13 protein-coding genes are annotated in these 12,196 nt (G+C 71.5%); 9 read left to right on the forward strand and 4 right to left on the reverse strand.

Annotated features, from left to right (window positions below):
- Nucleotides 1–177 precede the first annotated feature (177 nt).
- On the reverse strand, nt 178–855 hold the full coding sequence (locus ACLVWQ_RS24790; protein ID WP_414111371.1) for a TetR family transcriptional regulator: 678 nt from the start codon (nt 853–855) through the stop codon (nt 178–180).
- A 145-nt stretch (nt 856–1,000) separates the two neighbouring features.
- Here ACLVWQ_RS24790 and ACLVWQ_RS24795 point away from each other — a divergent pair, with 145 nt between their 5' ends.
- Genes ACLVWQ_RS24795 through ACLVWQ_RS24805 form a run of 3 tightly spaced genes read left to right on the forward strand, consistent with a single transcriptional unit; the run spans nt 1,001 to nt 2,765 of the window.
- The gene (locus ACLVWQ_RS24795; protein WP_414111372.1) at nt 1,001–1,165 is read left to right on the forward strand and encodes a hypothetical protein; all 165 of its coding nucleotides are present in this window, start codon (nt 1,001–1,003) and stop codon (nt 1,163–1,165) included.
- 43 nt (nt 1,166–1,208) lie between these two features.
- Nucleotides 1,209–1,535, forward strand: coding sequence for a DUF4190 domain-containing protein (locus ACLVWQ_RS24800; protein WP_414111373.1), 327 nt, complete (start codon nt 1,209–1,211; stop codon nt 1,533–1,535).
- A 60-nt stretch (nt 1,536–1,595) separates the two neighbouring features.
- On the forward strand, nt 1,596–2,765 hold the full coding sequence (locus ACLVWQ_RS24805; protein ID WP_414111374.1) for a cysteine desulfurase family protein: 1,170 nt from the start codon (nt 1,596–1,598) through the stop codon (nt 2,763–2,765).
- A gap of 100 nt (nt 2,766–2,865) precedes the next feature.
- Here the strand turns inward: ACLVWQ_RS24805 and ACLVWQ_RS24810 are convergent, their stop codons facing one another.
- Nucleotides 2,866–3,639 (reverse strand): N-acetylmuramoyl-L-alanine amidase, encoded by a 774-nt coding sequence (locus ACLVWQ_RS24810; protein WP_414111375.1) that lies wholly within the window; start codon nt 3,637–3,639, stop codon nt 2,866–2,868.
- Between the two features lie 69 nt (nt 3,640–3,708).
- On the opposite strand from ACLVWQ_RS24810, the gene mnmA reads away from it, so the two are divergent.
- Complete coding sequence (gene mnmA / locus ACLVWQ_RS24815) at nt 3,709–4,848, forward strand: tRNA 2-thiouridine(34) synthase MnmA (protein ID WP_414111376.1); 1,140 nt, start codon at nt 3,709–3,711, stop codon at nt 4,846–4,848.
- Between the two features lie 33 nt (nt 4,849–4,881).
- Nucleotides 4,882–5,286 (forward strand): ATP-binding protein, encoded by a 405-nt coding sequence (locus ACLVWQ_RS24820; RefSeq protein WP_414111570.1) that lies wholly within the window; start codon nt 4,882–4,884, stop codon nt 5,284–5,286.
- A 10-nt stretch (nt 5,287–5,296) separates the two neighbouring features.
- On the opposite strand, the gene ACLVWQ_RS24825 is transcribed toward ACLVWQ_RS24820, so the two are convergent.
- Together ACLVWQ_RS24825 and ACLVWQ_RS24830 are read right to left on the reverse strand one after the other, a co-directional pair.
- The gene (locus tag ACLVWQ_RS24825) at nt 5,297–6,730 is read right to left on the reverse strand and encodes a hydrolase (RefSeq protein ID WP_414111377.1); all 1,434 of its coding nucleotides are present in this window, start codon (nt 6,728–6,730) and stop codon (nt 5,297–5,299) included.
- 198 nt (nt 6,731–6,928) lie between these two features.
- Complete coding sequence (locus ACLVWQ_RS24830; RefSeq protein WP_414111378.1) at nt 6,929–7,261, reverse strand: DUF427 domain-containing protein; 333 nt, start codon at nt 7,259–7,261, stop codon at nt 6,929–6,931.
- Nucleotides 7,262–7,392: 131 nt separating this feature from the next.
- On the opposite strand from ACLVWQ_RS24830, the gene ACLVWQ_RS24835 reads away from it, so the two are divergent.
- The 4 genes from ACLVWQ_RS24835 (at nt 7,393) to ligA (ending at nt 12,061) form a co-directional block, all read left to right on the forward strand.
- Complete coding sequence (locus tag ACLVWQ_RS24835; protein WP_414111379.1) at nt 7,393–7,932, forward strand: TIGR00730 family Rossman fold protein; 540 nt, start codon at nt 7,393–7,395, stop codon at nt 7,930–7,932.
- Between the two features lie 73 nt (nt 7,933–8,005).
- Nucleotides 8,006–8,695 (forward strand): SDR family oxidoreductase, encoded by a 690-nt coding sequence (locus ACLVWQ_RS24840; RefSeq protein ID WP_414111380.1) that lies wholly within the window; start codon nt 8,006–8,008, stop codon nt 8,693–8,695.
- Between the two features lie 148 nt (nt 8,696–8,843).
- A complete protein-coding gene (locus ACLVWQ_RS24845) occupies nt 8,844–9,812 on the forward strand; it encodes a methionine synthase (protein WP_414111571.1) in 969 nt (322 codons plus the stop codon).
- A gap of 14 nt (nt 9,813–9,826) precedes the next feature.
- Nucleotides 9,827–12,061: an NAD-dependent DNA ligase LigA gene (gene ligA / locus ACLVWQ_RS24850; RefSeq protein WP_414111572.1), complete on the forward strand. Its 2,235-nt coding sequence runs from the start codon at nt 9,827–9,829 to the stop codon at nt 12,059–12,061.
- Nucleotides 12,062–12,196: the final 135 nt, after the last annotated feature.

Raw genomic sequence — 12,196 nt, forward strand, 5'->3', positions numbered from 1 at the left:
GCCCAGCGGCGGCCCCGGTGGCCAAGGTGGCGGTCCGGGCGGCGGAGGTTGTGGCCCTGGCGGCCGGCAGGGTTAGGCGAGGGTACGAGGGGCGCGTACGAGGCTGTCGTACGCGCCCCTCGCGCTTCGCGCCGGTGAGGGGACGGCGGGCGCGGCGGTCGGGCGGCCGACGGGGTGTCAGTCCAGCCAGTGGCGGCGGCCGATGCCGATGAGCAGCATCCGGCGCGTGGCCGCCAGTGCTACCCGGTCCTCTTCCTCCGGGCCCGCCTCCAGGAAGGTGCTGGCGGTCATCAGCATCTGGTCGACGTACAGCCCGGCGAGCATCAGCAGATCGTCGTCGCTCCAGCCGGCCGACTCGGGCCGCTTGGCCAGTTCGACCCGCACCTCGTCGGCGAACAGGGCCATCTGTTCCGCGATGGCCGCCCGGACCTTCTGCACACCGCCGTTGCGCTCGCGGGCGATGAAGCGGACGTGCGCCGGATACTCGCGCACGTGACGGGCGATCAGGGCGACGGCATGGTCGATGCGTCGCTCGCCCCCGTCCTTGCCCCCGCCTCCGCCCCCGCCCCCGCCTTCACCCTCGCGCTCACTCTCGTCCTCGGCGGACGCGGACACCGTCTCCGAGATCATCGGGTGCAGGCTGCCCAACGCCTCCTCGACGAGGGCGACGCCGAGATCCGCGGTCGAGTGGAAGTGCCGGTAGAAGGCGGTCGGGGCGACTCCGACGGCCCGGGTGACCTCGCGCAGTCCCAGGCTGCTGAGGCTCTGCTCCTCCAGCAGGCCCAACGCGGCGTCCAGGAACGCCTGTCGGGTCTTCTGCTTCTGGGCCTGCCGGACGCCGGGACTGTGACTCATGCCATGCAGTTAACAACTGTTCTCCGTAATTGGAAAGCCGCCGAACGCGCTAGACTGTGGAGTCAGTGAACAACTGTTACCACAATCGTTCACTGAATCGTCGAGTCCCTGAAACATTCGGGGACGCTTCCACGAGAGGCATCGCATGTTGTTCCTCGTCGCAGCACTCCTGTTGCTGGGCGTCGTGCTGGGCACCGTGGCCCACGCACCGCTCCCCTTCACCGTCGTCGCCGCCGCGGTCATCGGCGTCTGGCTGCTCGTCTTCGCGATCCGCGAGCGGCACGGCCGCCGCCGCGAGACCTCCAACTGAGACCTGACCCGTCCACGTACGACCTCACGTCGGGAGCAGACACATGGAACTCACCACCACCAGCACGGGCACGACCACTACGGCCACCACCAGTACGGCCGCCACCGGCACGGCCGGCACCCCGCGCCGCCGGAGCGCCGCCCGTGACGCCGACGGCATGGCCGTCGCGTCGTTCATCCTCGGCCTCGTCGGCCTGCTCGCCCTCAACATCGTCCTGGGCCCGGTGTCCATCGTGCTCGCCACGACGGCCCTCCTGAAGGGCACCACCCGCCGCGGGCGCGCCTTCCTCGGACTCGGCCTGGGCATCGCCGATCTGCTGGTCCTGGCGGCCTTCATGGCGGCGGACAGCACCGTGTCCTGGAGCTTCTGAGACCACCGGGGACCCGCCCTGCCGAGCGACCCACCGGCGGGCTCTAGAATCGGGCCCACCATGGCATACCTCGACCACGCCGCGACCACTCCCATGCTTCCGGAGGCGGCCAGGGCGATGACCGCCCAGTTCGCCGTCACCGGGAACGCCTCGTCCCTGCACGCCGCGGGCCGCCGCGCCCGCCGGACGGTCGAGGAATCCCGCGAGAACCTGGCGGACGCCCTGGGCGCCCGGCCCAGCGAGGTGGTCTTCACCTCCGGCGGCACCGAGGCCGACAACCTCGCCGTGAAGGGCCTGTACTGGTCCCGCCGCGACGCCGACCCGGCCCGCACCCGGGTCCTGGCGAGCCCCGTCGAACACCACGCCGTCCTCGACGCCGTCCACTGGCTCGGCGAGCACGAGGGCGCCACGGTCGAGTACCTCCCCGTGGACCGGTACGGCCGCGTCCACCCCGAGGCCCTGCGCGAGGCCGTCGCCCGCAACCCCGACGACGTCGCCCTGGTGACCGTCATGTGGGCGAACAACGAGATCGGCACGGTCATGCCGGTCCGCGAACTGGCGGACGTGGCAGGCGAGTTCGGTATCCCGCTGCACGCCGACGCGGTCCAGGCCTTCGGCCAGATCCCGGTCGACTTCGGCGCCTCCGGGCTCGCCGCGATGACCGTCTCGGCCCACAAGATCGGCGGCCCGTACGGCATCGGAGCGCTGCTGCTCGGCCGTGAGTACACCCCCGTACCCGTCCTGCACGGCGGTGGCCAGGAGCGGCATGTGCGCTCCGGCACCCTGGACGTGCCCGCCGTCGCCGCGTTCGCCGTGGCGGGCCGGACCGCCGTCGAACAGCGGGAGTGGTTCGCCCGGGAGATCGGCGGGCTGCGCGACGACCTGGTCGCCGCGGTGCGCGAGGCCGCGCCCGACGCGATCCTCGGCGGTGACCCGGCGGCCGGGGGCCGCCTTCCGGCCAACGCCCACTTCACGTTCCCCGGCTGCGAGGGCGACTCGCTGCTCCTGCTGCTCGACGCGCAGGGCATCGAGTGCTCCACCGGCTCCGCGTGCACGGCGGGCGTGGCCCAGCCCAGTCATGTCCTGCTCGCCACCGGCACCGCCCCCGACCTGGCGCGCGGCACCCTGCGCTTCTCCCTCGGCCACACCTCGACGGAGGCGGACGTGGCGGCGGTCGCGAAGGCGATCGGCCCGGCGGTGGAACGAGCGAGGACGGCGGGGCTCAGCTAGCGGCCGGGGACGCCACCCGCTGGGGGCGGGGCGCCGCAGGCGCTACGACGCCGCCCGTGGCCCGTCCTGGTCCGTCCCTAATCCGTCCCTGGTCCGTCGGCTACGCGCCGCGCGTGGACGGGCCTGTGGTCGCTTCGGAGGTCGGCTCGGTGGAGGCCCCCGAGGACGGCTCGGCCGTCTTCCGCTTCCGGGCGGCTTCCCGCGCCGCGTCCTTCGCGGCCTTGCGCACCAGGGGTATGTACCGGTCCCAGTCCCAGTGCGGACCGGGATCGGTGTGATCCGTGCCCGGCACCTCGACATGGCCGATGATGTGCTTCCGGTCGACGGGCACGTCGTACCGCGCGCAGATCCGGGCGGTGAGGCGGGCCGAGGCCGCGTACATCGCGTCCGTGAAGTCCTGCGGGCGGTCGACGTAGCCGGCGTGCTCGATGCCGACGCTGCGCTCGTTGTAATCGCGGTTGCCCGCGTGGAAGGCCACGTCCAGCTCGCGGATCATCTGGGTGATACGGCCGTCCTGCCCGACGATGTAGTGCGCGGCGGCGCCGTGGCCGGGGTCCTGGAAGACCTGCACGGCGCTCTTGAAGCTGCCCTGCGTGACATGGATGATCACGCGGTCTATGCGGAAGTCGTCGGGCCGGTCCGCGCGCCGCCAGTTCGCCGAGGACGCCGCCACCCAGCGCGCACCCCGGAAGTCGACCGCACCCTCTTCGCGCGGCTTGTCCACGCCGGGCGCGCGCCACCACAGGCGCCCGAGCTCGTCCCGGGCCAGCACGGCGGTGCCCACGGCGGCCGCGGCGCCGCCGATGAGCAGCGCGCGGCGCCCGATGCGCCGGTCGGAGTCGCCACCGTGGGTACCGCCCGAGTCGTTCGTCATCTCCCCCATGTGATCGAGAACGGATACCCGCGGGCTTCGGTTCCCGCCGACCCGTACCCTGGAACGGTTATGACTGAGATCTCACAGCAGCGCCCCCGCCCCCTCCGCGTACTGGCAGCCATGTCCGGTGGCGTGGATTCCGCCGTCGCCGCGGCCCGTGCCGCGGAAGCCGGGCACGACGTGACCGGTGTGCACCTCGCCCTCTCGGCGAACCCGCAATCGTTCCGTACGGGCGCGCGCGGCTGTTGCACCATCGAGGACTCCCGCGACGCCCGCCGTGCCGCGGACGTCATCGGCATCCCGTTCTACGTGTGGGATCTGGCCGAGCGCTTCCGCGAGGACGTGGTGGACGACTTCGTGGCGGAGTACGAGGCGGGGCGCACCCCGAACCCCTGCCTGCGCTGCAACGAGAAGATCAAGTTCGCTGCCCTGCTGGACAAGGCGCTCGCTCTCGGCTTCGACGCGGTCTGCACGGGCCACTACGCCAAGGTGCTGGTGAACGAGGACGGCACGCGCGAGCTGCACCGCGCCTCCGACATGGCCAAGGACCAGTCGTACGTCCTCGGTGTGCTGGACGACCGCCAGCTCGCCCACGCGATGTTCCCCCTCGGTGACACGCTCACGACGAAGGACGAGATCCGCGCCGAGGCCGAGCGCCGGGACCTGGCCGTCGCCAAGAAGCCGGACTCGCACGACATCTGCTTCATCGCCGACGGCGACACCCAGGGCTTCCTGTCGAAGCGGCTCGGCAAGGCGGAGGGCGACATCGTCGACGAGTCGGGCGCTGTCGTCGGCAGCCACGAGGGCGCGTACGGCTTCACGATCGGCCAGCGCAAGGGCCTGCGCATCGGCACCCCGGCCCCGGACGGCAAGCCGAGGTACGTCCTGGACATCTCGCCGGTGGACAACAGGGTGACGGTGGGCCCGGTCGCCGCACTGGACGTCTCCGCCCTGACGGCCATCAAGCCCCGCTGGTGCGGAGCGCCCCCGGCGGGCCCCGGCACCTACACGGCCCAGCTCCGCGCCCACGGCGGCGAGACCGAGGTCAGGGCAGAACTGGTCGACGGCACCCTGGAGGTCACCTTCACGGAGCCGGTCCGCGGGGTGGCCCCCGGCCAGGCGATCGTGCTGTACGACGCCACGCGGGTGGTGGGCTCGGCGACGATCGCGACGACACGACGGGCGGCGGAGGTCGCCAACGCGCGCTGACCGACGCCTTCTTGGCCGCTCCGGCGCCGTTCGCTGCGCTGGCTCACGGCGCGCTGGCTCACGGCGCACGGGCTCACCGAACTCGACGACCGAGGCGAGCTGTTGACGTCGGAGCTCGCGACCAACTCCGTACGGCACGCCAAGGGGCCCGCCTCCGTACGGCTCCAGTGGCTGCACCCCGTACCGCGGGTCAGCGTCTGGGACATGGGGCCAGATCTGCCCGCGCTGCCCCGCTGCCCGCTGAAAGCGCAGGTCGAGACGGCCGAGGAGCACGCCTACGGAGGGCGGGGGATGGTGATCCTCAGTACGGTCGCCGACCGCTGGGGCGGCTGCGCAGAATCGGACCACGAAACCGGTCCGCAGCCGCACCCCCAGCCAGGCGACCGTGCTCCACGAGGGCGACACGCAGACGGCGGGAAGGCGTGCGGCCGTCCGTGAACGGTTCAGGTCACACCTTGAGTTCGAACGCTTCGATCCAGGAGTCGTTCTTGTGGGCGCCGGCGTAGGTGAAGTCATACCCGGCGCCTGGCTCGTCGCATTGCAGGCCGAGCCAGGCGTCGTTGTGGACGTGGGCGTTCTGGCAGACGCTGCCGGCGCCCCCGTCGACGCTGATGCTGAACCCCAGCAGGTTCGGGGCGTCCTTCTTGGTGCTGCCGACGTAGTTGTCGACGCCGTCGGCGGCGCTCGAGAACGGATCGGGGTAGTGCCCCTCGCCGTTGGCCGACCCGGGGTCGGGGAGGAAGGCGCGACTGGTTGTGCCCTTGGTGCCTGATACGGCGATGTTGACGGCCTTGAGCGGCGTCTCCTGGCCCACCGTGCCGGCCATTTCGCCGTCGCACACCGCGTCCGTCCAGCCCTTGCCCGACACGAAGGCCCGGTAGCAGATGTGCCGCCCGCCCGGGTCCTGCGTGGCGAGCTTCTTGACGGCGGTCGCCGCGGTCTTCTCCGGAGCCTTGGTCTCCTTCTCCTCGGAACCGCCGCCCCCTGCCCCGCCTCCGCCCGCGGCCTTCGTCCCGTCCGCGGCCGGGACCGAGGGGGCTGCGGCTTCGGCGGAGGGCGCCTTCGGTGCCTCGGGGGACAGTGAGGGGGAGGGCGCCAGGGTGCTGATGCCCGCCTCGTCCAGCTTCTCCGTGGCAGCGCTGCGGACCTGCGGCTTGTAGGCGATCCACAGCATCACGAACGTGATCGCCAGGGCCATGAAGATGCCGAGGAAGGTCGCCAGCCAGCGCGGCAGGAACCCCCGCTGCACATAGGTGCCTTCGACGTCCAGGGGTGTCACTCCGGACCGCTGGACGGCCAGGGTGTAGGGCCGCTGCTCCTTCGACCCGAACCAGATGATCTGCCGCGGCTTCAGCGTCGTCTTCACGAACGCCGCACGGCCCGGCTCGATCTGCACACTGGCCGGATGGATGTCGTACGACAGTTGGTCGCCGTTGTCGCTTCCGCTGACGGAGGCGGTGATCTTCGTGTTGCCGAGGTTGTCCACCGCCAGCTTCGGACGCCCACGAAAACGCCCCTTCACGGTCGGCGGCACCAACTCCGCCCGCACCTCCGTGAACGGAGTGATGGTGAGGTTGCCCTCCGGAACCGTCGTCGCCTCCGGATGCTCGGTCGGCGTGATCCGCACCGCGAACGCGTTGGGGCCCGCCGTCGCGTCCGGTGTCCGCGGCGGAGCGAACGTCAGGCCGACCGACCCCGTCGTCCCCGGATACAACCGCAGCGACTGCGGCTCCACCACCGTCCAGGGCGCAAGGGACCCGACCGCCTCGAAGCGGTACTCGTCCACCACGTCACCGGTGTTACGCAGACGCAGCCGCACGGTCGTACTGCCACCCGGGTCCACAGTGGCGGAGGCGGGTTCCAGAGAAGTCCAAAGGCTCACTCCCGGACGTTAAACGCAGCAGAGGTACAAGGTCAGTAAGCCCCGGGGCACGATGGGTGCCCGAAGAGGCGGGACCGGCTGCCCCGGCAACGGTTCCCCGATCGTCATGGACACCGCGGTGTCCGGGAACGGGCCGACGGGACGCGGCACGATCACGAGTACCGCGCCGTACGCTCCCTCCGGCCCGCCCAGGTGGGATCAGCCCGCGGTGACGGTCTCCACCTCGTAGAAGCAGAAGTGGTCCTTGATCTCCGCGACCTCCGGCTTCGGGTCCGGGTACGCCCAGACCAGGTCCGGGGCGTCCGGGAGCGACCAGTACGACGCGTCGCCCTTGAACGGGCAGTGCGTGCTGGTGTCCGACGCGGTCAGGAGGTCTACGCGTACGTCCTCCACGGGGAGGTAGTAGCGCACGGGCAGGCCCGTCTCGTGCAGCAACAGGGGGCGCCTGCTCTCCGCGAGCACCTGCCCTCCGTGTACGACGCGTACGTGCTCGGTGCCCTGCTCTACGGTGATGCGGTGGCCTGCGGTCACGGCTTCTCGCCCTCCTTCGACGGATGGTCTCTGTCGGTACAGCGCGGGGCGTCGGTCCGTTCTTCCCTCGGCAGCCCGTCCATTTGCCGATCTTCGCCGTCCTCGCGCGGCGGCTGTCCTAGCGTGGAGCCATGAACATCTGTGTCTTCCTCTCCGCCGCCGACCTCGACGAGCGTTACACCCGGCCCGCCCGCGAGTTCGCCGAGCTGCTCGGCAAGGGCGGGCACACGCTCGTGTGGGGCGGTTCCGACGTCGGGCTGATGAAGGTCGTCGCCGACGGGGTCCAGGAGGCGGGCGGGCGGCTCGTGGGTGTCTCCGTCGAGTTCCTCGTCGGCAAGGCGCGCAAGGGCGCCGACGCGATGGTCGTCGCCCGCGACCTCGCCGAGCGCAAGGCGCTGCTCCTGGAGAAGGCCGACGCCGTCGTCGTCATGGTCGGCGGGACCGGCACGCTCGACGAGGCGACCGACATCCTGGAGCTGAAGAAGCACGGGCACACGGACAAGCCCGTCGTCCTGCTCAACACCGCCGGTTTCTACGACGGGCTCAAGGAGCAGTTCCTGCGGATGGAGGCCGAGGGTTTCCTGCCCGTGCCGCTCACCGATCTGGTCTTCTTCGCGGAGGAGCCCGTGGGGGCCCTTGCCCATCTGGAGGAGAGCCGCGGCACGCGGTGAGCACCCAGAGAGCACCCGGTGAGCGCGAGGGGCGGGGTCGAACGCGGCGCGCAGGTGCTGGGAACATGGCGGCATGCCTACTCATGTGATCACCGGAGCCGGCTCCGGCATCGGCGCGGCCGTCGCCCGCCGCCTCCACGCGCGCGGGGACGAACTCGTGCTCCACGCGCGCGACGCGGGGCGCGCGAAGGAGCTGGCCGCCGAGTTCCCCGGCGCCGGGACCCTCGTCGGCGACCTCGCGGACCCGGGCCGGCTCTCCTGGGCGTTCTCCCACCAGGCGCTGCCCGACCGAGTGGACTCGCTCCTGCACATCGCGGGCGTCGTCGACCTAGGCCGGGTCGGTGACCTCACCCCCAAGCTCTGGCGCCATCAGCTCGACGTCAATCTGCTCTCGCCCGCCGAGCTGACCCGCCACCTCCTGCCGCAACTGCGGCTCGCCCAGGGGCATGTGCTCTTCGTCAACTCCGGCGCCGGGCTCAACGCCAGCGCCGAGTGGTCCGCGTACGCGGCGTCCAAGCACGGGCTCAAGGCCCTCGCCGACTCCCTGCGCCACGAGGAGCACGCGAACGGCGTCCGCGTCACCTCGGTCTACCCGGGCCGCACCGCCAGCGCCATGCAGGCCAAGGTCCACCACCAGGAGGGCAAGGAGTACGACCCCTCGCAGTGGATCGACCCCGAGTCCGTCGCGACGACCATCGTCATGGCGCTCGACCTGCCGAAGGACGCCGAGGTCAACGACCTCACCGTGCGCCCCGGCCGCTGATCGGCCGCTGATCGGCCACTCATCGGCGGCTCATCGGCCGCTGACCGGGCACCGGCCGTGGCGCGGCCCAGGGCCGCCGATTCCGTAGGCTGCCCGGGTGAGCGAAAACAGCGAGTTCAGGCCCGGCCCCGCCACCGGCATCGGGTCGATGCCGGGCGGGGACGCCCGGGAGGCCGCCAAGTCCGTGACCGGGACCTTCGAAGGCCCCGAGACGGGCATGCCGTACCTGGCGGAACTGCCCGCCCGCGGCCCCGGCGCGGACATGATCGGCCGCACCGCCGGGATGCTCGCCGAGATGTACGCGCGCGTGGAGCCCAGCGGCTGGCGGCTCGGGGACCGGCCGGGCCGGGACACCAAGCGGGCCAGGTCCTGGCTCGGCGAGGACCTCGACGCCCTGGAGGAGTTCACCCAGGGCTACGAGGGACCGCTGAAGGTCCAGGCGGTCGGCCCCTGGACCCTCGCGGCCGCCCTCGAACTGCGCAACGGCGAGGTGGCGCTCTCCGACGCCGGAGCCTGCCGGGACCTCGCCGGATCGCTCGCCGAGGGACTGCGCGAGCACCTCGCCGACGTACGGCGCCGCGTACCCGGCGCGCAGATCGTCCTGCAGCTCGACGAACCCTCGCTGATCGGCGTACTGCGCGGCCAGGTGAAGTCCGCGAGCGGCTACCGCACCCACCGGGCCGTCGACCGGCAGGTCGTCGAGGCGACCCTGCGGGACGTCGTCGGAGCGGGGGAGGGCGGGCCCGTCGTCGTGCACTCGTGCGCCCCCGACGTGCCGTTCGCGCTGCTGCGCAGGGCCGGTGCGAGCGCGGTCTCCTTCGACTTCGCGCTGCTCACCGAGCGTGACGACGATGTGATCGGGGAAGCGGTGGAAGGGGGGACCAGGCTCTTCGCCGGTGTCGTGCCGGGTACGGACGACCCGTTGTCAGACCCTGCCGGTAGCGTCATGGGGGTCAGGACGCTGTGGCGCAGGCTGGGGCTGAGTCCGGGGCTTCTCACGGACGCGGTCACGCTCACCCCGTCGTGCGGACTCGCGGGCGCCTCCCCCGAGTACGCGCGCAGGGCGCTCGCCCACTGCGTCCGGGCGGCGAGATCCCTCGCGGACAACCCAGAGTGACGGAGGACGACACGGTGGCCGGCGACAAGGACGCACAGACCGCCTCGGCTGAGACCGAGGCCGCGGCTGCGGGGCCCGCGCCCAGCGAGGCACGGGAGCGGCACGCGCAGCTCGCTGAGCAGATCGAGGAGCACCGCTTCCGGTACTACGTGAAGGACGCGCCGGTCGTCAGCGACGCGGACTTCGACAGACTGCTGCGCGCCCTGGAGGCCCTGGAGGAGGAGTACCCCGAGCTGCGCACCCCGGACTCCCCGACCCAGAAGGTCGCGGGGGCGTACGCGACGGAGTTCACGGCCGTCCAGCACCGCGAGCGCATGCTCTCCCTGGACAACGCCTTCGACGACGAGGAGCTGGCCGCCTGGGCCGACCGCGTCGCCAAGGACGTCGGCACGTCCGCGTACCACTTCCTGTGCGAGCTGAAGGTCGACGGCCTCGCGGTCAACCTCACGTACGAGCACGGGCGCCTCACCCGCGCGGCGACCCGCGGCGACGGCCGCACGGGCGAGGACATCACGCCCAACGTCCGTACGATCGCGGAGATCCCCGACCGCCTGCACGGCGAGCGCATCCCCGACCTCGTGGAGATCCGCGGCGAGGTCTACTTCCCGATGGAGAAGTTCGAGGAGCTCAACGCCCGCCTGGTGGAGGCCGGCGACAAGCCCTTCGCCAACCCGAGGAACGCGGCGGCGGGTTCCCTGCGCCAGAAGGACCCCCGCGTCACGGCGACCCGTCCGCTGCACATGGTCGTGCACGGCATCGGCGCGCGGGAGGGCTTCGACATCGACTGCCTCTCGCACGCGTACGACCTGCTGCGCGAGTGGGGCCTGCCGACGACCCGCTACGGCAAGGTCGTCGAAGGACTCGACGGGGTGCGGGAGTTCATCGCCTTCTACGGGGAGAACCGCCACTCCGTGGAGCACGAGATCGACGGCGTCGTCGTCAAGCTCGACGAGATCCCCCTCCAGGGCCGCCTCGGCTCGACCTCCCGTGCCCCCCGCTGGGCCATCGCGTGGAAGTACGCGCCGGAGGAGGTCAACACCAAGCTGATCAACATCCGGGTGGGCGTGGGCCGCACCGGCCGCGTCACTCCGTACGCGCAGGTGGAGCCCGTCACGGTGGCCGGCTCCGAGGTCGAGTTCGCGACGCTGCACAACCAGGACGTGGTCAAGGCCAAGGGCGTCCTCATCGGCGACACGGTGGTGCTGCGCAAGGCCGGTGACGTCATCCCGGAGATCCTCGGCCCGGTCGTCGACCTGCGCGACGGCAGCGAGCGGGAGTTCGTGATGCCCGCCGAGTGCCCCGAGTGCGGTACGCCGCTCGCGCCCGCCAAGGAGGGCGACATCGACCTGCGCTGCCCCAACGGCCGCACCTGCCCGGCCCAGTTGCGCGAGCGCCTCTTCTACCTCGGCGGCCGCAAGTCCCTGGACATCGAGAACTTCGGGTACGTGGCCGCCGCCGCGCTCACCAAGCCCCTGGAGCCGTCGCAGCCGCCGCTGGGGGACGAGGGCGACCTCTTCGACCTGACCATCGAGCAGCTGCTGCCCATCCGGGCGTACGTCCTCGACCAGGACAGCGGACTGCCCAAGCGGGACCCGGAGACGGGCGAGGAGAAGATCGCCACGGTCTTCGCCAACCAGGAGGGCGCGCCCAGGAAGAACGCGGTCGCGATGCTGGAGCACATCGCCGCGGCCAAGGAGCGCCCGCTGGCCCGGATCATCACCGGCCTCTCCATCCGGCACGTGGGCCCGGTCGCGGCCGAGGCGCTGGCCCGTGAGTTCCGCTCGATCGACCGTATCGAGCAGGCCACGGAGGAGGAGCTCGCCGCCGTCGAGGGCGTCGGGCCCACCATCGCCGCCTCGCTGAAGCGGTGGTTCGCGGTGGACTGGCACCAGGAGATCCTGCGCAAGTGGAAGGCCGCCGGGGTCCGGATGGAGGAGGAGGGCTCCGGGGAGGACGAGGGGCCCCGTCCGCTCGAAGGGCTCACCGTTGTCGTGACCGGCACGTTGGACCGTCACACACGGGACGGGGCGAAGGAGGCACTGCAGAGCCGGGGAGCGAAAGTGACCGGTTCTGTTTCGAAGAAGACCTCTTTTGTCGTAGTGGGTGACAATCCTGGATCGAAGTACGACAAGGCCATGCAGCTCAAAGTGCCGGTCCTGAACGAGGACGGTTTCGCCGTGCTCCTCGAACAAGGACCGGAGGCAGCCGCCGAAGTCGCCCTTCCGGCCGCGCTCCCGACCGAGGAGTAGTGGTTGAAGACCACCCGTTCGGCGCATACCAGATGCATAGGGGTGGCCGGGTCGTATTCGGGCAACCGTAGACGACCGCTGCCCCTGGAAGCCTTCTGCGGCCTACTGTTGAGGCGTGCGCCTGCCGTGCCCAGC

The organism is Streptomyces sp. CWNU-52B (genome assembly GCF_047444975.1).
Classification (GTDB): domain Bacteria; phylum Actinomycetota; class Actinomycetes; order Streptomycetales; family Streptomycetaceae; genus Streptomyces.

Excerpts from the sequence above, each read along its gene's own strand:
- ACLVWQ_RS24840 (WP_414111380.1), top strand. The coding sequence starts at position 8,006 with ATGCCTACTCATGTGATCACCGGAGCCGGCTCCGGCATCGGCGCGGCC.
- ACLVWQ_RS24845 (WP_414111571.1), top strand. The coding sequence starts at position 8,844 with ATGCCGGGCGGGGACGCCCGGGAGGCCGCCAAGTCCGTGACCGGGACC.
- ACLVWQ_RS24800 (WP_414111373.1), top strand. The coding sequence starts at position 1,209 with ATGGAACTCACCACCACCAGCACGGGCACGACCACTACGGCCACCACC.
- mnmA (WP_414111376.1), top strand. The coding sequence starts at position 3,709 with ATGACTGAGATCTCACAGCAGCGCCCCCGCCCCCTCCGCGTACTGGCA.
- ACLVWQ_RS24795 (WP_414111372.1), top strand. The coding sequence starts at position 1,001 with ATGTTGTTCCTCGTCGCAGCACTCCTGTTGCTGGGCGTCGTGCTGGGC.
- ACLVWQ_RS24790 (WP_414111371.1), bottom strand. The coding sequence starts at position 855 with ATGAGTCACAGTCCCGGCGTCCGGCAGGCCCAGAAGCAGAAGACCCGA.
- ACLVWQ_RS24805 (WP_414111374.1), top strand. The coding sequence starts at position 1,596 with ATGGCATACCTCGACCACGCCGCGACCACTCCCATGCTTCCGGAGGCG.
- ACLVWQ_RS24835 (WP_414111379.1), top strand. The coding sequence starts at position 7,393 with ATGAACATCTGTGTCTTCCTCTCCGCCGCCGACCTCGACGAGCGTTAC.
- ACLVWQ_RS24810 (WP_414111375.1), bottom strand. The coding sequence starts at position 3,639 with ATGACGAACGACTCGGGCGGTACCCACGGTGGCGACTCCGACCGGCGC.